This is a genomic window from Pseudomonas sp. PSPC2-3, from assembly GCF_049898265.1.
Taxonomy (GTDB): Bacteria; Pseudomonadota; Gammaproteobacteria; order Pseudomonadales; family Pseudomonadaceae; genus Aquipseudomonas; species Aquipseudomonas veronii.
The window spans coordinates 163069-184189 of sequence record NZ_JAFCXJ010000008.1 but is presented as its reverse complement, the minus strand read 5'-3'; the positions used below and the strand labels follow the sequence as shown (position 1 = coordinate 184189).

The 21121-nt window shown below is 62.6% G+C and carries 21 protein-coding genes; 11 read left to right on the top strand and 10 right to left on the bottom strand.

Annotated elements, in window-relative coordinates; genetic code table 11:
* The first annotated feature begins 210 nt into the window (after window positions 1-210).
* From ACP7E3_RS19475 to ACP7E3_RS19460, 4 genes are read left to right on the top strand one after another with little or no spacing between them, the layout of a single operon-like run.
* Window positions 211-516, top strand: coding sequence for a BufA1 family periplasmic bufferin-type metallophore (locus ACP7E3_RS19475; protein ID WP_017844797.1), 306 nt, complete (start codon window positions 211-213; stop codon window positions 514-516).
* Between the two features lie 23 nt (window positions 517-539).
* A complete protein-coding gene (locus ACP7E3_RS19470; RefSeq protein WP_046384437.1) occupies window positions 540-1418 on the top strand; it encodes a DUF692 domain-containing protein in 879 nt (292 codons plus the stop codon).
* Window positions 1415-2191 (top strand): DNA-binding domain-containing protein, encoded by a 777-nt coding sequence (locus tag ACP7E3_RS19465; RefSeq protein WP_169881953.1) that lies wholly within the window; start codon window positions 1415-1417, stop codon window positions 2189-2191. The genes ACP7E3_RS19470 and ACP7E3_RS19465 overlap by 4 nt, the downstream gene beginning before the upstream one ends.
* On the top strand, window positions 2188-2673 hold the full coding sequence (locus tag ACP7E3_RS19460; RefSeq protein ID WP_046384439.1) for a DoxX family protein: 486 nt from the start codon (window positions 2188-2190) through the stop codon (window positions 2671-2673). Before ACP7E3_RS19465 ends, ACP7E3_RS19460 begins: the two co-directional genes overlap by 4 nt.
* Here ACP7E3_RS19460 and ACP7E3_RS19455 read toward each other — a convergent pair.
* Entirely contained in the window at window positions 2670-3578 is a 909-nt protein-coding gene (locus tag ACP7E3_RS19455) for a LysR family transcriptional regulator (RefSeq protein ID WP_017844793.1), read from the bottom strand. The two genes, ACP7E3_RS19460 and ACP7E3_RS19455, sit on opposite strands and share 4 nt — an antisense overlap.
* Window positions 3579-3682: 104 nt before the next feature.
* Here ACP7E3_RS19455 and ACP7E3_RS19450 point away from each other — a divergent pair, with 104 nt between their 5' ends.
* From ACP7E3_RS19450 to ACP7E3_RS19440, 3 genes are all read left to right on the top strand, one after another.
* Window positions 3683-4282 (top strand): short chain dehydrogenase, encoded by a 600-nt coding sequence (locus tag ACP7E3_RS19450; protein WP_256823043.1) that lies wholly within the window; start codon window positions 3683-3685, stop codon window positions 4280-4282.
* A gap of 96 nt (window positions 4283-4378) precedes the next feature.
* Window positions 4379-5050: a COG3650 family protein gene (locus tag ACP7E3_RS19445; RefSeq protein ID WP_057004731.1), complete on the top strand. Its 672-nt coding sequence runs from the start codon at window positions 4379-4381 to the stop codon at window positions 5048-5050.
* A gap of 106 nt (window positions 5051-5156) precedes the next feature.
* Window positions 5157-6770 (top strand): NAD(P)/FAD-dependent oxidoreductase, encoded by a 1614-nt coding sequence (locus ACP7E3_RS19440; protein ID WP_426124104.1) that lies wholly within the window; start codon window positions 5157-5159, stop codon window positions 6768-6770.
* Window positions 6771-6828: 58 nt separating this feature from the next.
* Here the strand turns inward: ACP7E3_RS19440 and ACP7E3_RS19435 are convergent, their stop codons facing one another.
* Complete coding sequence (locus ACP7E3_RS19435) at window positions 6829-7923, bottom strand: PLP-dependent cysteine synthase family protein (protein ID WP_057004730.1); 1095 nt, start codon at window positions 7921-7923, stop codon at window positions 6829-6831.
* Between the two features lie 215 nt (window positions 7924-8138).
* Between ACP7E3_RS19435 and nhaA the strand changes: the two genes are divergently transcribed.
* Entirely contained in the window at window positions 8139-9314 is a 1176-nt protein-coding gene (gene nhaA, locus ACP7E3_RS19430; protein ID WP_057004729.1) for a Na+/H+ antiporter NhaA, read from the top strand.
* A gap of 76 nt (window positions 9315-9390) precedes the next feature.
* On the opposite strand, the gene ACP7E3_RS19425 is transcribed toward nhaA, so the two are convergent.
* A complete protein-coding gene (locus ACP7E3_RS19425; RefSeq protein ID WP_003189251.1) occupies window positions 9391-9855 on the bottom strand; it encodes a glycine zipper 2TM domain-containing protein in 465 nt (154 codons plus the stop codon).
* Between the two features lie 157 nt (window positions 9856-10012).
* Here ACP7E3_RS19425 and ACP7E3_RS19420 point away from each other — a divergent pair, with 157 nt between their 5' ends.
* Entirely contained in the window at window positions 10013-10255 is a 243-nt protein-coding gene (locus tag ACP7E3_RS19420) for a hypothetical protein (protein WP_017844787.1), read from the top strand.
* Window positions 10256-10309: 54 nt separating this feature from the next.
* On the opposite strand, the gene pdxH is transcribed toward ACP7E3_RS19420, so the two are convergent.
* From pdxH to dinG, 5 genes are all read right to left on the bottom strand, one after another.
* Window positions 10310-10957 (bottom strand): pyridoxamine 5'-phosphate oxidase, encoded by a 648-nt coding sequence (gene pdxH, locus ACP7E3_RS19415; RefSeq protein WP_046384443.1) that lies wholly within the window; start codon window positions 10955-10957, stop codon window positions 10310-10312.
* Between the two features lie 27 nt (window positions 10958-10984).
* Window positions 10985-12229, bottom strand: coding sequence for an OmpA family protein (locus ACP7E3_RS19410; protein WP_426124101.1), 1245 nt, complete (start codon window positions 12227-12229; stop codon window positions 10985-10987).
* 142 nt (window positions 12230-12371) lie between these two features.
* The gene (locus tag ACP7E3_RS19405; RefSeq protein WP_057004727.1) at window positions 12372-13517 is read right to left on the bottom strand and encodes a serine hydrolase domain-containing protein; all 1146 of its coding nucleotides are present in this window, start codon (window positions 13515-13517) and stop codon (window positions 12372-12374) included.
* A gap of 82 nt (window positions 13518-13599) precedes the next feature.
* Entirely contained in the window at window positions 13600-15897 is a 2298-nt protein-coding gene (locus tag ACP7E3_RS19400; RefSeq protein ID WP_079442999.1) for a beta-galactosidase, read from the bottom strand.
* A gap of 98 nt (window positions 15898-15995) precedes the next feature.
* On the bottom strand, window positions 15996-18140 hold the full coding sequence (gene dinG, locus ACP7E3_RS19395; protein ID WP_017844782.1) for an ATP-dependent DNA helicase DinG: 2145 nt from the start codon (window positions 18138-18140) through the stop codon (window positions 15996-15998).
* A gap of 99 nt (window positions 18141-18239) precedes the next feature.
* Between dinG and ACP7E3_RS19390 the strand changes: the two genes are divergently transcribed.
* Complete coding sequence (locus tag ACP7E3_RS19390; RefSeq protein WP_169881954.1) at window positions 18240-18704, top strand: CopD family protein; 465 nt, start codon at window positions 18240-18242, stop codon at window positions 18702-18704.
* Window positions 18705-18806: 102 nt separating this feature from the next.
* On the opposite strand, the gene ACP7E3_RS19385 is transcribed toward ACP7E3_RS19390, so the two are convergent.
* A complete protein-coding gene (locus ACP7E3_RS19385) occupies window positions 18807-19565 on the bottom strand; it encodes a hypothetical protein (RefSeq protein WP_046384447.1) in 759 nt (252 codons plus the stop codon).
* Window positions 19566-19736: 171 nt separating this feature from the next.
* Window positions 19737-20432, bottom strand: a complete 696-nt coding sequence (locus ACP7E3_RS19380) for an OmpA family protein (protein ID WP_046384448.1) — start codon at window positions 20430-20432, stop codon at window positions 19737-19739.
* 190 nt (window positions 20433-20622) lie between these two features.
* Between ACP7E3_RS19380 and ACP7E3_RS19375 the strand changes: the two genes are divergently transcribed.
* A complete protein-coding gene (locus ACP7E3_RS19375; RefSeq protein WP_017844778.1) occupies window positions 20623-21120 on the top strand; it encodes a DUF6231 family protein in 498 nt (165 codons plus the stop codon).
* The last annotated feature ends 1 nt before the right edge of the window (window position 21121 follow it).

Here is a 21121-nt window from a genome sequence, read left to right as displayed (position 1 = left end):
GTGGGAGGGGGCTTGCCCCCGATGGCGCCATGTCAGGCACAGAACATGTGACTGATATACCGTCATCGGGGGCAAGCCCCCTCCCACATTTGTTTCGGGTGATCGCTGAATTTTTTTTCAAACGGCTTGTAACGAATTCCAGCGTCCAGCCTCTAGTGGTACAAGCAGGCAATCATGCCCGCCGACTCATTCCACTGCTGGAGATACACCATGACCGTTAAACACCGTTCACTGTCCGCTGCTTCCCTCGTCCTCGCCCTGAGTTCCGCCCTGAGCCTGTCCGCCTTGAGCACCAGCGCCCACGCGGCCGACGACATGCAGAAATGCTTCGGCGTCGCCGAAGCCGGCAAGAACGATTGCGCCGCCGGCGCCGGCACTTCCTGCGCCGGCACGTCCAAAACCAAGGATCAGGCCAACGCCTGGAAACTGGTCCCGGCCGGCACCTGCACACAAACCCCAAGCACCACCTCGTCGACTGGCTTCGGCCAGGAAGCGGCCTTTACCGCCAAGTCCTGAAGCAGCCCGCAGCCTGAGTACTGATGATGACGCTTTCGTTCCTGCAAACGCCCTCAGCGGCTCAGGTGCCCGGCCTCCCCCTGCGGGCCGGGCTGGGGCTGAAAAACGAGCACTTCACCGAAGTGCTCGACACCTGCCCCGATATCGGTTTTTTTGAAGTGCATGCCGAAAACTACATGGTGGCCGGCGGCCCGTTTCATCACTACCTGGGTTTGATTCGCGCGCAGTACCCGCTGTCGCTGCACGGCGTGGGCCTGTCCATCGGCGGCGAAAACCCGCTGAACCGTGAGCACCTGGCACGGCTGGCGACACTGATCGAGCGCTATCAACCCCAGGCCTTTTCCGAGCACCTGGCCTGGTCGACCCACGGCCCGGTGTTTTTCAACGACTTGCTGCCCCTGGCCTACGATGTCGCCGCCCTCAATCGAGTGTGCGAACACGTTGATCAGGTTCAGAGCACCCTCAAGCGGCCAATGCTGCTGGAGAACCCGTCGACCTACCTGCAGTTCCAGCGCTCGACCCTCGACGAAACGGACTTCATCGGCGAAATCATCCGCCGCACCGGCTGCGGCCTGCTGCTGGACGTGAATAACGTCTATGTGTCGTGCATCAATCATCAGCGCGATCCGTTGACCTACATCGACGCGCTGCCCTTGCACGCCGTGGCTGAGATTCATCTGGCAGGCTTTGCCGAAGACACCGACAGCCTGGGCGAGCGCCTGCTGATCGATGATCACGGCGCGCCCATCGATAACGCCGTCTGGCAGTTGTACGAACACGTGCTCGCGCGTACCGGCCCGGTGGCCACGCTGATCGAAAGGGATAACCAGGTACCGGCCTTCAGCGTGCTGCTGGCCGAGGCACAGCAGGCCGAACGGCACTTGTCGCGGGGCCGCCCATGAGCCTTCTCGAAGACTTTGCCGCCGCCCTGCTGGCGCCGGACCAAGCCTGCCCGGCCGGCCTGTTCAGCAGCAACGGCGCCGACCCGGCCAGCCGTTTTGCGGTGTATCGCAACAATGTCCACGGCTCGTTGATCAACGCGCTGGCGACCGCTTACCCGGTGACGTTGCAACTGGTGGGCGATGAGTTTTTCCGCGCCATGGCCGGCTGTTATGTACAGGCGTCCCCACCGGCAAGCCCATTGATCAGCGAATACGGCGCGACATTTTCCGGTTTTATCCAGGGCTTTGAACCGGCCGCGAGCGTGCCTTACCTGGCGGATGTAGCACGCCTGGAACGCTTGCGGGTCCGTGCCTATCACGCGGCGGATGCCCTCGCGCTGGAACCGCAGGCTGTTCTGCAGCAACTGCAAACGCACACCGAGCTGGGCACATTGCACCTGCAACTGCACCCATCCCTGGCCACGCTGGACTCGCGCTACGCCGTCGTCGCGGTATGGGCGGCGCACCAGACCGAGGGCGCGATTGCCACGTTGAATCCCTGGCATGCCCAGGGCGCCCTCGTGTTGCGCCGGGGCCTGGAGGTCAAGGTGTTCGCCATCGACAGCGGCTCGGTGGCGTTTATCGACAGCCTGAACCAGGGCGCGGTGCTGGAGAAGGCGCTCGCGCACGCACTCGAGGCCTCAGCCGAGTTCGACCTGCACCAATGCCTGGCGCTGCTGATCAACCAAGCCGCCATCACTCATCTGTCTCTGGAACACAAGGTATCGCCATGAACCCTCGATCAACGTGCCTGATCAACCGGGCCATCCAGCTTTTCGAAAAAATCCCCTACAGCTTGATCGCCTTTCTCGCACGCTTCTCCATCGCGGCGGTGTTCTGGAAGTCCGGGCAGACCAAAGTCGAAGGCTTTGCCATCGACTTGATCAGCGGCACCTTCCAACTGGGCGAGCCGCGCCTCGCCGCCTCGACGTTGCCGCTGTTTCGCAGCGAATACAAGCTGCCCTGGCTGTCGCCGGAAGTGGCCGCGCACATGGCGGCATTTGCCGAACACTTCTTCCCGGTGCTGATCCTGCTGGGCTTGGCCACACGCTTCTCGGCCCTGGCGTTGATCGGGATGACCCTGACCATTCAACTGTTCGTGTACCCCGATGCCTACCCGACCCACGGCACCTGGCTGGCCGTCCTACTGCTGTTAGTGGCCAAAGGCCCGGGTCGCCTCTCCGTCGACCACCTGATCGCCCGCCGCTATCGCTAGAGTCGGTCGAGGGCTTCACCGCTGCGCTTGAACCAGTCCACCAGGTAGTCGGCCAACACTTGGGTGCGTCGCGGTAAGCCGCCCTGATAGGGATGCACCAGGTACATCGGCAGGCTCCGCGTCTGATAATCCCGCAGCAGCCAGCGCAATCGGCCGTCAGCCAGTTCCGCCGGTAAAACGTAGGAAGGCAGCCGCGCAATACCAGCGCCCACCAGGGCGGCCTTTTTCAACAGGTTGTAGTGATTGGAAGCGAAGGTCCCGCTCACCCGCACGCGCAGCAGCTCGTGCTGCTGGTGGTACAGCCACTCTTCGCGGCCGCTGTAGTGGCTGTTCAGCAGGCAGGTGTGAGACGCCAGATCGGCCGGGGTCAGCGGTTCGCCGTGCTGCTCCAGGTAGGCCGGGCTGGCACAGGTCATCTCGTGCCAGGCCAACAGCGGCTTGGCCACCAGGCGCTGATTTTCGATGGCGCCCGAGCGTACCCCCAGGTCGAAGCCATCCCGCGCCAGGTCGCGGTAGCTGTTGTTCAGCTCCAGTTCGATCTGCACCTGCGGGTAGTGCTCGGAAAACTCCAGCAACAAGCCGTCGAAGAAGGTTTCGCCCAACGACACCGGAACCGTCATACGCACCGGCCCGGCCAAGTCGTCCTTGAGCCGGGCCAGCGCCTGACGTGCCCGTTCGACCTGCGCCACCAACGCCTGCGCCTGGGGCAACAACGCAGCGCCGGCCGCGGTCAGGCTGAGCTTGCGCGTGGTGCGATGCAGCAACACCACCGAGTACCCCGCCTCCAGCTGGCTGATGCGCTTGGACAGTTGCCCTTTGCTGCAACCCAGTTGCTCAGCCGCCACGGTGAAACTGCCGGCCTCGATCAATACGGCAAACGCCGCCAGGTCATCCATCTCGCTCATGGATTGTTTCCATTTGAAAACCAAAGGTTGCCTATTAGCGCGTTTATCCACTTGAAAAGCCACACTAGACTGAACCCTCACTTACCCACTGGAGAAACAGCACAATGAAAATCCTATTGATTGGTGCCAGCGGCACCGTGGGCTCGGCGGTCAAGGCGGAACTGGCGCAGCGTCACGAGGTGATCAGCATTGGTCGCAGCAGCGGCGACTTCCAGGTGGATATCAGCGACAGCGCCTCGATCCGTCGGCTGTTCGAGCAGACCGGCCGGTTCGATGCCTTGGTCTGCGCCGCCGGCAGTGTGAATTTCGTCGCGCTGGGTGAGATGAGCGAAACCGATTTCGAACTGGGCCTGCGCGACAAACTGATGGGCCAGGTCAACCTGCTGCTGATCGGCCGCGAGTACGCCAACGACGGCGCCTCGTTCACCTTTACCAGCGGCATCCTCAACCGCGACCCGATTCGCACCGGCGCCTCGGCGGCACTGGTCAATGGCGCACTGGATGCATTTGTGAAAGCCGCGGCAATCGAATTGCCACGGGGCCTGCGCGTCAATTCCGTAAGCCCGACAGTGCTGCTGGAAGCCATGGACAGCTATGCACCGTACTTTCGCGGGTACAAACCGGCTGCGGGCGCCGATGTGGCGCTGGCCTACGCGAAAAGCGTCGAGGGCTTGCAGACCGGCCAAACCTTTATCGTAGGTTGAACGCCAAAGCTGTAAGAAATGCCTGAAGCTGGCGCGTGGGCTTGTGATGCACCGCCAGCCTGCGTAACGTGGCGGCACTTGTCAGGAGACCCGATAATGCGTGCCGCCCGTACCCTCATGCTGTTTGCCTTGCTCCCCTTGTTCACCGCCTGCCAGTTGTTCGAAAGCGAGCCGGCCAAACCGTCCACTGCCGGGCTGACCCGCATGCAGGGCGAGCTCACGGCAGTCGCCGGCAAGCTGTTGTTCCAACCGTGCCACGACCAGCGCAACTACGTGGTCAAGGACACCGGCGGCACCAGCATCCTGCAGGAAGCCGCTTCCCTGGCCGGCCAGCAAGGCGCACTGTTTGCCGACCTGCGCGGCAAGTTCTCCGGCGTCGCCGCCGGCACCCAGGGCGAAGTGGAGCTGCAACAGCTGTACCGCGTCGAGCGCTCGATCTCGGCCTGCGATGATCCCGACTTCAAGCGCACGATCCTGCGCGCCAACGGCCACAAACCGGCCTGGACGCTGAACGTCACCGCCAAGGGCATGGTGCTGGAGCGCGAAGGCCAGCCACCGCTGCCGGTTCCCTATGTCGAGGAACAACTGGGTGACGGGCGTTTCAACCTGATGACCGAAGCCAATAACCAGCACATCGAACTGTGGGTGGCCCCGCAGCGCTGTGTCGACAGTGCCAGCGGCAGCCTGCAACACATGACCGCCGAGTTGCGGGTCAACGGTCAAGTCCAGCGTGGCTGCGCGGCTTTCGGCGGTTCGCGCGACGATTGATTCGGGCCCGCGCTGTTTTAACATGACGGGAACCTGCCGTTGGGGCTTATAATCGCCGGTTTGCAAAACCGCCGGCCCCACCAAACGCCGCACACCGGATCCTGTCATGTTACGAATCACCGAACTCAAGCTGCCCATCGACCATCCCGAAGAAGACCTGCGGCCCGCCATCGTGCAGCGCCTGGGCATCGCCAGTGATGACCTGCTCGATTTCACCCTGTTCAAGCGCAGCTACGACGCCCGCAAGAAATCGTCGGAGCTGTGCTTCATCTACACCGTCGACGTGAACGTGAAGGGTGAAGCCGCCCTGCTGCTCAAGTTTGCCGACGACCGCAACATCAACCCGGCGCCGGACGTCAGCTACAAGGTGGTGGGCCAGGCGCCCGCGGATCTGGTTGAACGTCCGATCGTCGTCGGTTTTGGCCCGTGCGGGATTTTCGCCGGGCTGCTGCTGGCGCAGATGGGCTTCAAGCCGATCATCCTCGAACGCGGCAAGGAAGTGCGCCAGCGCACCAAGGACACCTGGGGCCTGTGGCGCAAAAGCGTGCTCAACCCGGAGTCCAACGTGCAGTTCGGTGAGGGCGGCGCCGGGACCTTTTCCGATGGCAAGCTCTACAGCCAGATCAAAGACCCGAAATTCCACGGGCGCAAAGTGCTGCACGAGTTCGTCAAGGCCGGCGCGCCGGAAGAAATCCTCTACGTCAGCAAGCCGCACATCGGTACGTTCCGCCTGACCGGCGTGGTGGAAAACATGCGCGAGCAAATCATCGCCCTGGGCGGTGAAGTGCGCTTCGAGCAACGGGTGACTGACGTATTGATCGAAGACGGTCAACTGAACGGCGTGGTCATCGACGGCGGCGAGCAGATCCTCTCCAAGCACGTGATCCTCGCCCTCGGCCACAGCGCCCGCGACACCTTCCGTATGCTCCACGGCCGTGGCGTGTACATGGAAGCCAAGCCGTTTTCCTTGGGTTTCCGTATCGAACACCCACAGTCGCTGATCGACGCCGCGCGCCTGGGCAAATACGCCGGGCATCCGAAACTCGGCGCGGCCGACTACAAACTGGTACACCACGCCAAGAATGGCCGTTCGGTCTACAGCTTCTGCATGTGCCCCGGAGGCACCGTGGTGGCCGCGACGTCCGAGCCGCATCGCGTGGTGACCAACGGCATGAGCCAGTACTCGCGCAACGAGCGCAACGCCAACTCCGGCATCGTCGTCGGCATCACGCCTGAGGTCGATTACCCAGGCGGTCCGCTGGCCGGCATCGAGCTGCAGGAGCGCCTGGAATCCCACGCCTACATCCTCGGCGGCAGCAATTACGAAGCCCCGGCGCAACTGGTCGGCGATTTCATCGCCGGCAAGCCGTCCACGGCCATCGGCAGCGTGGAACCGTCCTACAAACCTGGGGTGTCCATGGGCGATCTGGCCCTGGCACTGCCGGACTTCGCCATCGAAGCGATCCGTGAAGCCTTGCCGGCGTTCGAGAAGCAGATCAAGGGCTACTCGTTGCACGATGCCGTCTTGACCGGGATCGAGACACGCACCTCATCGCCGTTGCGGATTACCCGTAACGAATCGATGCAGAGCCTGAACGTCAAAGGCCTGTTCCCGGCCGGCGAAGGCGCGGGTTATGCCGGTGGGATTCTGTCGGCGGGCGTCGACGGCATTCGGATTGCCGAAGCGTTGGCGCGGGATATGTTGGGTATCGAGGCCTGAAAACAGCGCCGTCCAAAGGTGGGAGCGCGGCCGCTCCCACATTGGTTTTTGTGACGTGTCAGATATTCGCGCGCAGGATGTCATCGGGCAGTGGCTCACCGCGCTCGACGCTGGCCGCCACCGCGGCTATCAAGCCCTGCAGTTCATACCCCTGCCCCGCCAGCCACGCCTGATCGTAATAGGTAGTGGCATACCGCTCGCCCCCGTCACACAAGATCGCCACGATCGACCCCGACTCCCCCGCCGCTTTCATCTGCTGCGCCGCCATCAGCGCACCGATCAGGTTGGTCCCGCTGGAGCCGCCGACCCGCCGACCCAACCGCTCGGCCAGGTAATGCATGGCCGCCAGCGACAGCGCGTCCGGCACCTTGACCATCGCATCGATGACCTTGGGCAAAAACGACGCTTCGACCCGCGGTCGGCCAATACCTTCAATCCGCGAGCCGCACTCCAGGCGCAAGCCGGCATCGCCGCTCAGGTAGTAGTCAAAGAACACCGAGCGCTCGGCATCGGCACACAACACGCGGGTGCAATGCTGGCGATAACGCACATAGCGTCCCAGGGTCGCGGTGGTGCCGCCCGTGCCCGGGCTGGAAATCAGCCAGCTCGGCTCCGGATGACGCTCGAAGCGCATCTGCTGGAAGATCGACTCGGCGATATTGTTGTTCGCCCGCCAGTCGGTGGCGCGTTCGGCGTAGGTGAACTGGTCCATGAAGTGACCACCGCTTTCCTGCGCCAGGCGTTCGGATTCGGCGTAGATCTGCGTCGGATCTTGTACCAGATGGCTCTTGCCGCCATAGAAGCCGATCTGGGCGATCTTTTCCTGGGAGGTGGTGGCCGGCATCACGGCGATAAACGGCAGGCCGAGCAAGCGTGCGAAGTAGGCTTCGGAGATCGCCGTCGAACCGCTGGAGGCTTCGATCACCGGCGCTCCCGGCTTCAGCCAGCCATTGCACAGCGCATACAGGAACAGCGAGCGCGCCAGCCGGTGTTTGAGGCTGCCGGTGGGGTGGCTGGACTCATCCTTGAAGTACAACTCGATACCCGGCAAGCCGGGCAGCGCCAAAGGAATCAGGTGGGTGTCGGCGCTGCGCTGGAAGTCTGCTTCAATGATACGAATGGCTTCGCGGGCCCAGGGACGGTGGTCGCTCATGAGAGGATCTCTAAGGATTTCAGTCTCAATCTTAGGATGTTTCCTACACCACACACAGATACAGTAACGACTCAATCGGACACACAATTGCTAGGCTCCGCCCCAACTCCGAGCGCGCCCCCTTCTTATAACAAATAAGAATATAACTTTTGTTTTAACAACTAACGGTACGGGTTAGGGTACGCATCTATTGAATCTGGATTGGAGAGTACCCCTTGGCTCTGCGTAGCACGTTCACCCGTTTCTTCCAGCTGGAAGCCGCCAGCGGTCTGTTGTTGATCGCCGCAGCCGCGTTGGCGCTGATCGTCAACAACTCACCGTTGTCGCACCTCTACAGCGCGTTCCTCGACGTGCCCGTGGTGGCGCAGATTGGCGCGCTGAAGATCGCCAAGCCCGCGTTGCTGTGGATCAACGACGGCCTGATGGCCCTGTTCTTTCTGCTGATCGGCCTGGAGGTCAAGCGCGAGCTGCTCGACGGCCACCTGTCCAAGCCTTCGCAAGTCGTCCTGCCAGGCGCCGCGGCGATCGGCGGCATGGTCGTGCCGGCATTGATCTACTGGGCAATCAACAAGGATTACCCGGCGGCGCTTTCCGGCTGGGCGATCCCCATGGCCACCGATATCGCCTTCGCATTGGGCGTCCTGGCGCTGCTCGGCAAGCGCGTGCCGGTGTCGCTGAAACTGTTCCTGATGACCCTGGCCATCATCGATGACCTGGGCGCGATCATCGTGATCGCCGTGTTCTATTCCAGCGACCTGTCCGGCGCCGCCCTGGCGGGCGCGGGCGCCTGCTTGATCGCCTTGATTGCCATGAACCGCCTGGGCGTGATCAAGCTCGGGCCGTACCTGATCATCGGCCTGATCCTGTGGGTCTGCGTACTGAAAAGCGGCGTGCATGCCACCTTGGCCGGCGTGACGCTAGCGTTCTGCATCCCGATGCGTACCAAAAACGCCGAACCCTCGCCGCTGTTGACGCTCGAACATGCCCTGCATCCATGGGTGGCCTATGGCATCCTGCCGCTGTTCGCGTTCGCCAACGCCGGCGTGTCCCTGAGCGGGGTCAGCCTCGAGAGCTTCACCCACCACGTACCGCTGGGCATCGCCCTCGGCCTGCTGATCGGCAAGACCATCGGCGTGTTCGGCCTGACCTGGCTCGCCATCAAGACCGGCCTCGCCGCGCTGCCCAGCGGCGCCAGCTGGGGCCAGGTGTTCGGCGTAGCGATCCTGTGCGGCATCGGCTTCACCATGAGCCTGTTTGTCGGCTCCCTGGCGTTCGTGCCGGGCGCCAGCGAATTTGCCGGGGAAGATCGAATGGGGATTCTGACCGGGTCGATACTCGCGGCGTGTATCGGTTATGCGGTGACGGCGATGGCGAGTCGCAAGAAAGCCTGACTCGCACAAAACACCGCGCACAAAAAACCCCAGCCGGTCACCCGGCTGGGGTTTTTCTTTGCTCGCGGCTTAACGCTTAGCGAGTCACGCGGCTGGTACCATCAACGGTCATGATGCGAACGCGATCACCGATGCGGAAGATTTCATTTTCCTGCACGGCCTGCACGTAGGCGCGCATGCTGCCGTCGTCTTCGCGAACGGTGATTTCCACGCCCTGGGTGCGGGTCAGGCCTTCTTCGGTGGCCGAACCCAACAGGCCGCCGGCGACAGCGCCGATCACGGCGGTCACGATACTGCCACGGCCGCCACCGATGGCGCTGCCGCCCACGCCGCCAATGACGGCACCGGCCGCACCGCCGATTGGGGTCTTGGTGCCTTCGATTTTCACCGGACGCAGGGATTCAATGGTCCCCATGCGAACGGTCTGCACGCGACGCGCTTCGTCACGGGAGTATGAGTCGCCGGTCAGACTCGAGGCGCAGCCACCCAACAACAACGACAGGGTAGTAAAGCAGGCAACTAGTAAAACGGACTTACGCATAGCATCAACTCCAAAGGACAGGTGTTCATTAGACGCGGCCGCTTGACGCCTGTCACGGCAAGCTCCGCAGAAAATTGCTTTCATTCAGCCCTAGTACAGAGTGCCAGCACCAAAACAGACGACAAACGGTAGCTCTCATCTCGTAAACAGGACGCTCATGGATTATTTCATCATTATAGTCACGACCGTAGCCGGCTTGTATTTCCATGGCTGGTTATACCTGCGCATCCGCCGCTGGATCGACCGCGACCTGGCGCTCTCCCTGGCGGGCAACGACCTGCACAAGCGGGCCTTCATGCTGCAACAACTGGAAAAAGCCCGCACCCTGAAGATCAACCGCCGCGAGCTGCCGGACTGGTTGAAAAACGCGGCGCAGCAGTACACGCCCGAGGCCTCTTGAACAGAGGCTTCGGGGTGACGGGCAACAGTCAGAAAGGGTGACGCAAGACGACGATCAGGGCGCCAGGCGCTCACGGGTCCAGTCGGCCCCATGCAAGCGGTAGTTCAGGCGGTCATGCAGGCGGCTGGCGCGGCCTTGCCAGAACTCGATGCGCTCGGGCAACAAGCGATAGCCGCCCCAGTGCTCGGGGCAGTGCGGCTGAGTGTCGCTGAACCGCTGTTCGGTGACCTTGAGCAAATCGTGCAACTCTTCGCGGTCACGGATCACCTTGCTCTGCGGGGAAGCCCAGGCACCCAGGCGGCTGCCCAAGGGGCGCACCTGGAAATAGGCATCCGACTCTTCCGGCGTGACCTTGACCACCCGACCCTCGATGCGTACCTGACGCTCCAGGGTCGGCCAGAAAAAGGTCATGGCCGCGAAGGGCCGCGCCGCAAGCTGATCGCCCTTGGCGCTCTCATAGTTGGTGAAGAAGGTAAAGCCCTGCGCATCCAGGCCCTTGAGCAGCAGGATGCGACAGTGCGGGCGACCGTCCTCGTCGACCGTGGCCAGGGTCATGGCATTGGCCTCCACCGGCGGCTGCTCGGTTTTCACCGCATCGCCGAACCACTGATGGAACAAGGCAAACGGCTCGCTCGGGGCCTGGGCCTCGCTCAAACCATCCCGTGTGTAGTCACGGCGCATATCAGCCAATGCCTGGGTCATGCGACTTTATCCTTCTGGTTCAGCGGATCAGTTTTTTGCCTGGTCGTTCGCAGCCGGTGCAGCGGCCTTGGCTTTGGCCGCTGCGGGTTTCTTGGCAGCTGCCTTGGCCGGGGCCTTTTTCGCGGCTGGCTTGGCGGCGGATTTCTTCGCGCCAGCCTTTTTCGCCGGGGCTTTTGCGACCGGTGCCGGCGCGGGAACGTCCTGCACGGCAACCATTTCAGCCACAGGCAGGGTCTTGCCCGAGTTGTACTTGCTCAGCAAGGCCAACATAGTTGTACGCTGAGTAAACATAATTTCCATGCGACGGTTCAGCGCACGGCCTTGGGTGCTGTCGTTGGCAGCACGCGGCATCATGTCGCCCATGCCACGCAGCATCAGACGGTCTTGCTTGAGGCCGCTGAGGCTGAAAATCGATGCGATGGATTGCGCGCGTTCTTTGGTCAGCGCCTGGCTCGCCGGGGCCGCGCCGGTGGCATCAACGTGACCGAGGACCAGTACGGCGGTCTTCGGGTCGGCTTCAACAGCCTTGGCGACGCGAGTGAACGGGCCCAGGGTGACCGGCAGCAACATCGCCGGGCGTTTCGGGTTGTAGGAACCGTCTACCGGGGCAATCACCACCAGTACGTTGTCGCGACGTTCCAGTTGCAGGTTGCTGTCCTTGATCGCGGCGCGCAGGCGCGGCTCATAGTCGTCCAGCCAGGCCTGGGTGATTTTCGGGTCGGGCATCGGCACGTTGGTCACGTCGACCTTGGCCAATGGCTTAGGCTTGGACGTGCTTTCGAACGGCCACCACCAGTGAGTCTCGGAGTCGGTCTTGGCCACGGCGGGGGCGGCAGGAGCAGCGGCTGGCGCCGGGGTGGCGGCCTTGAGGTCGGCCTTCAGGTCAGCCTTGGCATCGGCGGCCTTTTCGTCGGCACTCTTGGAGGAGAACGGCCACCAGCTGGAGCCGGTATCCGCTTTGGCCACCGGGGCTGGCGCAGGAGCGGCGGCTACCGGTGCGGCAGGCTTGGCGCCAGCTGCGCCAGCTACCGGTGCAGCCGGCTTGGCGCTGGCAGCAGCCGCTACCGGTGCGGCAGGTTTGGCGCCCGCGGCGGGTTTGGCGTCCGGCTTGGCGTCCGGCTTGGCGTCAGTTTGGCTCACTGCGTCCTTGGTAGCAGCCTTGTCAGATCCAAATGACCACCAATGCCCGCCTTCGGCATCATTTTGTGGTGTTTGTGCGCAGCCAGTAATAGATAGGCACAGCGCCAGTGCCAAGGACTTGTTCGATAACATGAGATATCCACAAAATGAGAAAAAACCGAGGGTCTGAATGACCCGTTAAACAGACGCTTCCAGAACATTAAAGTTACAATATTTTGCTCAGCGTCTTCTTATACTTGCATTTGTAACAAAAAAACGTGAAACAGCAAGGGGTTTACAGACAACCGGCCAATATTCTGACCAACTTCTGTGCACGTGGGTCCATAAGTACGTAGGGCCCCAGCGTATTAGTCACAAAACCGAACGCTACATCATGTTCGGGGTCGGCAAACCCCAGCGAACCGCCCGCACCAGGATGTCCAAATGCACGCGGGCCAAGGCCGAAGGTCGCATTCGGCAATTGCGGTTGATCCAACATGCAGCCCAGGCCGAAACGGGTTTGGGTCAATAAGGTTTTATCGGGCCCGATACTGTGTTCACGGGTCAATTGTTCGAGCATGTCGCTTTCCAGCAAACTACCGTCCAATAAACCACTATAAAAACCCGCCAGGCTACGCGCATTACCGTGACCGTTTGCCGCTGGCTGCTGCATACGCCGCCATTCGGGTTTATTAGTGCTGGTCAGAATAGACGGCGGATTGGCAAATGCCCGCGTCGTCATGGCCGTGGGTTCACGCATCATTACTTGCAGTAAACGTTGCGCGGCTTCATCGCCCATGTTGCCTTTGCCGCGCGCTACATGGGCCACGCGATAAAATTCTTCGTCCGCCAGGCCCACATGAAAATCCAGCCCCAACGGGCGTGCAACCCGCGCCACGATGGATTCGCCCGGCCCACGCCCGTCGGCACGGCGCAGCAATTCCCCGACCAGCCAGCCATAGGTGATCGCTTCGTAGCCGTGGCCTTGGCCCGGCGTCCACCACGGCGCTTCGGCGGCCAAGGTGTCGACCATCAACGACCAGTCGTACAGCGCTTCGGTGGGCAGCATCTCGCGGATCGCCGGCAACCCGGCCTGGTGGCAGAGCAACTGGCGCAAGGTGATCGCTTCTTTACCGGCCGCGGCAAATGCCGGCCAGTAGTTGGCCACTGGCGCATCCAGTTGCAGCTTGCCTTCGGCCACCAATTGCAGGGCCGCAACGGCGGTGAAAGTCTTGGTGCAGGAGAACAGGTTGACGATGGTGTCGCTGTGCCAGGCCTGTGCCCCGTCCTTGTCGGCGGTGCCGGCCCACAGGTCGACCACGGCTTCCCCGCCGATCTGGATGCACAGCGCCGCACCACGTTCCTGCGGGTCATCGAACAACGCGACGAACGCTTCACGTACCGCTTCGAACTGGAGTTCGTAATGCCCCTGAACCTGCACCTAAGCCCCCTCGGAAAACGCTGTAAAAAGTGGCCGACATTGTTCCAGCCCTTGTAGGATTTGTGAACCCGTCAACACTCAATCAATGACCATTTCCGGCATGCCCACCGGTGTGTCCGGCGCCCTGCCCCGCACCTTTACCGTCATGCCCGGGCTTGCTGCCTTCATGCTCGCGAACCGCGCGGGCCGCCTTGGCCTTTTCGGCCTCCTTGCCCAGTTGGTCGACCGCCGCCAGGTTGCTTCGACGCACGCTGTCGACAAAGCCCTGGAACGGCACATCGGTAATGCCGACCAGACCGAAGTGGCCGTTTTCGCCGTCCAGCAGACGCCCGGTCACGGGCTGGTCCAGGTACTGGAACCAGTGAACGCCGACAATCGACGGCTCGGCCATGGCCTGCTTGAGGAAGTTGGCATACGCCGCGCCGCGATCTTCTTCCTTGGCCAACTGGGTCACACCGCCCCAGAACGGGCCGCGGTCCGCCGAGCCGAAGTTGAATTCGGTGATCAACACCGGCTTGTCCAACGCGCGCAACGCGGCGAAGTCATAGCCGTCCTGGGGTTTGAGCGTGTACATGTTGAAGCTCAACACGTCGCAATACTGCGCACAGGACGCCACCGCCTCCGGCGTACTCACCGCGTAACGCCCGCCCAGCAGCAACTGGTTGGGCGCGTGCCATTTGAGTGCATCGGAGATGGTCTTGAAGTACGTATCGGCGAAGGTCTTCTGGAAGTATTTGAAGTCGGCTTCGATTTCCGGGTGCTCAGGGTTGGGCATCGGCGGTTCGAAGCCCGGGTCTTCCATCAGTTCCCAGCCCGCCAGGTGGATGCCCCAGGCTTTCGACAGGCCTTCTTCGTTACGGTATTTGTCGCGCAGTTGCTTGAGGAACGCGCGCTTGGCCGGTACATCGGTGGTCATGCGCAGGGTGCCATAGGCCAGGGCGTAACGGGATTTTGCATCGTCACCGGGACCGGCCCAGGCCAGTTCGTTATCGGCAAAAAAACCGATCAGCCAAGGATCGTCACGATGATCGCGGGCAGCGATGGCCACGGCGCGCTCGGTGGCCATGGCGAAACGCGGGTCGAACGGGTCGGGCATGCCGCCCCACCAGTCGGTGCCGGTGCTGATGCTGGCGTAATCGCCGACGATCGACAGCGGCAAGGTGTACGGCACGCGGTCCGCACTGGCCAGTTGTGCAGCGCTCCAGTTGCCGACGGTGTTGAAACCCCAGGCCTGCAGGCGGTCGAGGGTGTGGCTGACCCAGCGCTTCTGGTCGAAACCGTCAGTGTCATACGTGCGCTGCAGGTTGGCGCGGTAGAAATCGTACCAACGCCCGGCGCCAAAGCTACGCCCTTCGCCGGCGCCGTTACCGGTGCGGTTGTCGCCGCTGCCGTAGTACTTGTCAAAGGGTTCCCCGGCCTTGGGCAGCGCCGCGAACATCCATTCACGGCCCGCCACGTAGGTCTGGTTGTTATCCGAAGCCACGGTGTTGACGCCCAGGGAATAGAACGGATGCCCCTCCGGCGTCACCAGATACCAACGACCATCGCGCTTCTCGGTGCGGAAAAAGCCGCTGGCGTCGAACGCCGGGCCTTTGTTCCAACCGCCGTACTGGTCCAGGGAGGATTTATCCCGCTCGGCCAGCCAAGCCTTGAGCTGTTGCTGCTCCTTGGTGGCGGCGGCCTTGAGTTGCTCGTCGCTGCTGACCTTTTCCGGCCAGCGCGCGCGGGTGGACTGGCCATAGGCATCCACCAGTTCGCTGTAGGCCGCCTTCAGCACCGGCTCGCTGTCCTGCACACCAAAGCGCTCCAGCAGAATACTCTGGGCGACATTCGGTTTGATCATCGACAGGGTCACCGACACCACCTGGCTGCGGTCGATGTCTCCGGCGCTGCTGGCCAGTAACACGCGCTGGCCGTCGACGCTGATCGGCATCGGCGGGCCGGCCTTCATGCCCTGGCTCAATGGCGAGTTGGCTTGCAGCGGGATCAGCAGGGTCTGGGCCGGACCGGCCGGCAGGTCGATGCGGCTGACCAGGGTCTTGCCGTCGTTGCTCTGCACCTTGACGTACAGGGTCAGCGCCCAGTCCATGGCACTCTGGATACGCAGGCTGATGGCGCTGGATTGCGACCAGTCCCAGGCGCCGGTCTGCGGGCTGAGCACCAGGCTCGGTTCGGCGGCCGGGTTGAAGGTGATGCGGCGCAGCACCTCGCCTTCAGGGGTTTGTTCGGCGTTGTATTGCGGCAGGCTGGCGTCCTGGGTCGCGACTTTGACCACATCGGCAGGTCGGACGAAGTTGAACAACGTTTGTTGCCCGGCGGGCGCGGCCAGCAGTGGCGCAGCGAACAGCAGGGCAAAAAGGGCGGGCAGCGTGCGAATCATACGAGCAAGGTTCTCCCAAACGGCCGATAAATGGCCTGATGACATAATGCGATGGCAGTGAGATAGACCACGAAGTGGGCGATTTTGCCCACTGTGGCTTAAGAAATTTCGCGCCGGAACGGCGGCAAGGCATTCAGGATGGCCTTGCCATAGCGCTGCGTGACCAGACGGCGGTCCAGCAAGGTGATGGTGCCTCGGTCTTCTTCGGTCCGCAGCAAGCGCCCGCAGGCCTGCACCAGCTTCAGGGACGCATCCGGCACCGAGATTTCCATGAACGGGTTGCCGCCACGGGCCTCGATCCACTCGGCCAACGCGGCCTCGACCGGGTCATCCGGCACCGAGAACGGGATCTTGGCGATCACCACGTGTTCGCAGTAGGCACCGGGCAAGTCCACGCCCTCGGCAAAGCTCGCCAGGCCGAACAGCACGCTGGAATCGCCGCCATCGACCCGCGCTTTGTGCTTGTTCAGGGTTTCCTGCTTGGACAGGTTGCCCTGGATAAACACCTGCTTGCGCCAGTCGCGGTCAAGGCCGTCGAACACGTCCTGCATCTGTTTGCGCGACGAGAACAGCACCAGGGTGCCGCGTGAACCTTCGACCAGTTCCGGCAAGTCACGGATGATCGCGGCGGTGTGGGCCGGCGCATCCCGAGGGTCGGCCTTGAGGTCAGGCACGCGCAGCACACCGGCGTTAGCGTGATGGAACGGGCTCGGCACCACGGCGGTGACGGCTTTTTTCGGCAGGCCGGCGCGCATGCGGAAGCGGTCGAAGGTGCCCAGGGCGGTCAGCGTGGCCGAGGTGACCAGGCAGCCATACGCCACGTTCCACAGGTTGCGTCGCAGCATTTCCGCCGCAAGGATCGGGCTGGCGTTGACCTCGATATCGAACAGCGCACCGCTTTCCGACAGGGTCAGCCAACGGGCCATGGGCGGGTTGTCTTCCGGGTCTTCGACGGTGAAGGCCGTCCACAACTCCCAGTTGCCCTGGGCGCGGGACAACAGGCTGCCGAACAGTGGGTACCATTCCTCGGCCTGGTTGCTCGCGATGCCGATGTTGACCTCGCCGTCCATGCCTTCCTTGAGCAGGTCGGTCAGGCGGGTGAACAGGTCGGTCAGGCGCGAAAAACCCTTCTTCAGTTCGACGCCCATTTCACGCATGTGCTCGGGGATCAGCCCGCCGACAAAGCGATGGCGCGGGCGCTCGCGGCCTTCGACGTCTTCGCCGGGTTTGAAGTCGGCAACCTGCTCGCAGGCGCTGAACATGAACTGCTGCTGGGTCTTGATCTCCCGCGCCAGTTCCGGCACCTGTTCGATCAGCTTGCCCAGGTCGCCGGGCAGCGGGTGCTGGGCCAGCAGTTTGGTGAGGTTCTTGGCGGTGGCCTCGAGCCAGTCGGCGGTGGAGCGCAGGCGCGTGTAATGGGCGAAGTGGCCGATGGCCTTGTCGGGCAGGTGGTGGCCTTCGTCGAATACGTAGAGCGTGTCGCGCGGGTCCGGCAGCACGGCGCCGCCGCCCAGGGCCAGGTCGGCGAGGACCATGTCGTGGTTGGTGACGATCACGTCGACCTTGCCCATGCCTTCGCGCGCTTTATAGAAGGCGCACTGGCCGAAGTTGGGGCAATGACGGTTGGTGCATTGGCTGTGGTCGGTGGTCAGGCGCGCCCAATCGGCGTCTTCCAGGGCGGTGGGCCAGCTGTCGCGGTCGCCGTCCCATTTATTCCCGGCCAGTTTTTCGATCATGCTGGTAAACAGCTTCTGGCTGACTTCATCGACTTCGATCTTGAAGCCTTCTTCTTCGAACAAGGAGGCCGTGGCAGTTTGCGCGTGGCCTTCCTGCAGCAGCACGTCGAGCTTGGACAGGCACATATAGCGGCCACGGCCCTTGGCCAGGGCGAAGGTGAAGTTCAGGCCGCTGTTGCGCATCAGGTCGGGCAGGTCTTTGTAGACGATCTGCTCCTGCAGGGCGACGGTGGCGGTGGCGATCACCAGGCGCTTGCCGGCGGCCTTGGCGGTGGGAATCGCCGCCAGGCTGTAGGCCACGGTCTTGCCGGTACCGGTGCCGGCCTCGACGGCCACGACCGCGGGGTCACCGCTGCGCCGGCCTTCGTCGTCGGTGTCGATATCCCCGAGGACCTTGGCCACTTCGGCGATCATCAGGCGTTGGCCGTAGCGCGGTTTCAAGCTCTTGGCTTCGAGAAAACGCGAATAGGCGCCCTGGATCGTGGTTTTGAGTTCAGTGCTGATCATGGATAGTCGGGCGCAAAAAACGCTGGATAAATTTTCAGTGGTTCGGATCGGCCGCTATCATACCCCGCTAATTAATCCCGCGCAGAACGGAGTACCGCAATGACCGTGTTCAGCCTCGTTTACACCCTGCATGTATTGGCCGCCCTGATCTGGGTCGGCGGCATGTTTTTCGCCTGGATGATCCTGCGCCCGGCCGCTGTGGCGGCCCTCGAGGGCCCTGCCCGGCTCAAGCTGTGGGCGAATGTGTTTCAACGTTTTTTCGTGTGGGTTTGGGTGGCGGTGCTGGTTTTGCCGATCAGCGGTGTCGGCCTGTTGCAACTGCGCTTCAGCGGGTTTGAAACCGCACCGCGTTACGTGCAGGTGATGATGGGCTTGTATGTGGTGATGACGGCGCTGTTCATCCGCATCCAGGCGTTGAAGTTCCCCGAATTGCGCGCAGCGGTGGCGGCTGAAAACTGGCCGGCCGGGGCGGCGGTGCTGGGGCAGATCCGCAAGCTGGTGGGCATTAACCTGCTCGTTGGGTTGGTGGTGGTCGCGATTGCTTCGGCGCGGCCGATGTTCTGAGACGTGCCTTAAACGGCCATCGGGAGCACGCCCCCTCCCACACTTGAAATGCATTCCAAATGTGGGAGGGGGCGTGCTCCCGATGGCGTCAGATCGAACGACTCAAAGTCGCTGAATGGTCACAGTTCCCGCAGGCCCGGCCGGCCCCGGCTGCCCTTCCACCCCTGGCCGGCCTTTCTCGCCACCATCGGCGCGGTACACCAGGCAACCCTTGGATTGCCCGCCACGCCCAGGCTTGCCCGCCGTCCCCGCCAAACCGCCCGCGCCGCCATCGACCCAGACCTTGATCTTGTCGCTTGGGAAGTCCTGCGGCAGTTCGACCCGCACCTGCGCACCCGCCGCGCCAGGCAACCCGTCGCCACCGTTATCACCGTTGGCGCCGCGCCCAGCGGAGCCCCAAGTGCAACCCGGGTCTTCGCCGTTGGCGCCGTCCAGCCCGGCATAACCTTGGGCGCCAGCGCCACCACGGGCATCCACCGACAGTTCCTGCGCCGTCAGGGCATTGATGCGCAAGGTCAGGTCACGTCCGGCCCTGGCTGGTTTTTCGTGGGTACCGGGAGCGCCACGCGAGGTGATCTGGCTGCCATGTTCCAGTTGCGCATGCCGCGCCTGCAATTGCAGCCCGGTGCTCCCCGGAGCGATGGCGATGCGTGCTTCGCGGCCCAGGTGCAACTCATCCACCGAGACCTGGCTGATCGTGGCCGGGATGAGCAACGTGCCGTAGTCCGCGACGTCCAGGCGTTCCAGCTGCAATACGCTGGTACTGCTGGGCAAGCGCATCAACGAGTTGGTTTCAACACTCACGCTCTGGGCCAGGGCAACGGGGCTGACCAACAGGGCCAACAGAAAAACCTTACGCATCATGGGGCTCCTGAGTGATGGGGAATTTGTTATTTCAAATTTTTCTTTGGGCGCACAGTAACGACTTCTACAGGCGATTTGCCAGTGAAGGATCAAAAAACTTGAGAAGGCGGCGGTTTCAGCGAGGATCGCCAACGATGCCCCTGTGGAATCCCACAGGGGCAAGGCCTGTCAGCGGTTGATCTGGATTTCTACGCGGCGGTTCAGGGCACGGCCTTCAGCGGTTTTGTTGTCAGCCACCGGATGACTTTCGCCCGCACCGGTCACCGACACGAAGTTACTGCGAGGCACACCGGCGCCGATCAGGTAGTCCGTCACCGAATGTGCGCGTTTTTCCGAGAGTTTCTGGTTGTAGGCGTCCTTGCCGACGCTGTCGGTATGCCCGCTGACCCGCAACTGGGCGCTCGGGGCTTCGCGTTTCAGGCGGGTGGCGATGGTGTCGAGCGCGGTTTTATCCGCCGCCGTCAGCTTCGCCGAGTCGAACTGGAAGTGGACATCGCGAATCACGATGGTTTCTTCCTTGACCACAACCACCTCTTCAACCACCGCCGCGGGTGGCGCAGGTGGGCAACCATTGGCATCGACCTGTACGCCTTTCGGCGTGCCGGGGCACTTGTCGCGGCTGTCCGGCACGCCGTCGCCGTCTTCGTCACCATCGCCGTGTACCCAGCAATAGGCGCCGGCCATGCCGCCGATCAACAACGCGCCGTAGCCGGCATAGGCTGAGCTTTCCGTCGCACCGATCGCCGCACCGGTCACGCCGCCCACGGCGGCGCAGGTGGGCCAATCGGTTTTTTGCAAACCTGCACAACCTGTCAATACTCCGGTGAGCAGAACCAAGGGTAGAGCTGTCCGCATGATGCTCATTTGATTTCTCCTGAGGGGATCGGCAGGGGCCGATGGGTGGAGTAAAGACCGCTCCTTTCAACTGCGCCAGTACGTCACACCCCCGGATTCATTGAGGATGGGCGTACTTGAAGGACTTTTCGCAACCACCCGCTCTAGGCCCGCACGCTCAGCCGCGCTAGTCTCTAGGGTCCTGATGTGAGGATCTCTGATGACCGCTGGTATTTCTTCCCGTACACCCCAGCAAGCCCTGGCTGCCTTGCTCGATTTGCACCAGCCCAAACGCCTGTTGCTGTTGGGTGCCAGCCAGTTCCCGGCGCTGGAGGCCTTTCAAAAGGCGCACCCTGAGACCCAGGTGTCCGTCGCGACGCCTGGCGCGCTGCCGGCGGACCTCGCGGCGCAGCGTTTTGACCTGGCGCTGGTGGTCGATTGCCTGGAGCACCTGTCAAAACCACAAGGCCTGACCCTGCTGGGCGGCATCCGTAACCTCAATGCCAGCCGCATTGCGGTGCTGGTCGACCTGGGCGCCTGCGACTGGAAAGACACTGACTTCTTCTCCCTGGCCCTGCAGGCCGGCGAGCGCTTCCAGCGCGATGAGCAGGTACTGACGCTGTTTACCTATGATCTGCTTGACTATAAACAGGTGCCGGACTGGCTCAACGCCCGCTTCTGGGCCAACCCGGAAAACTTCGGAAAGTATTGGTGGTAAC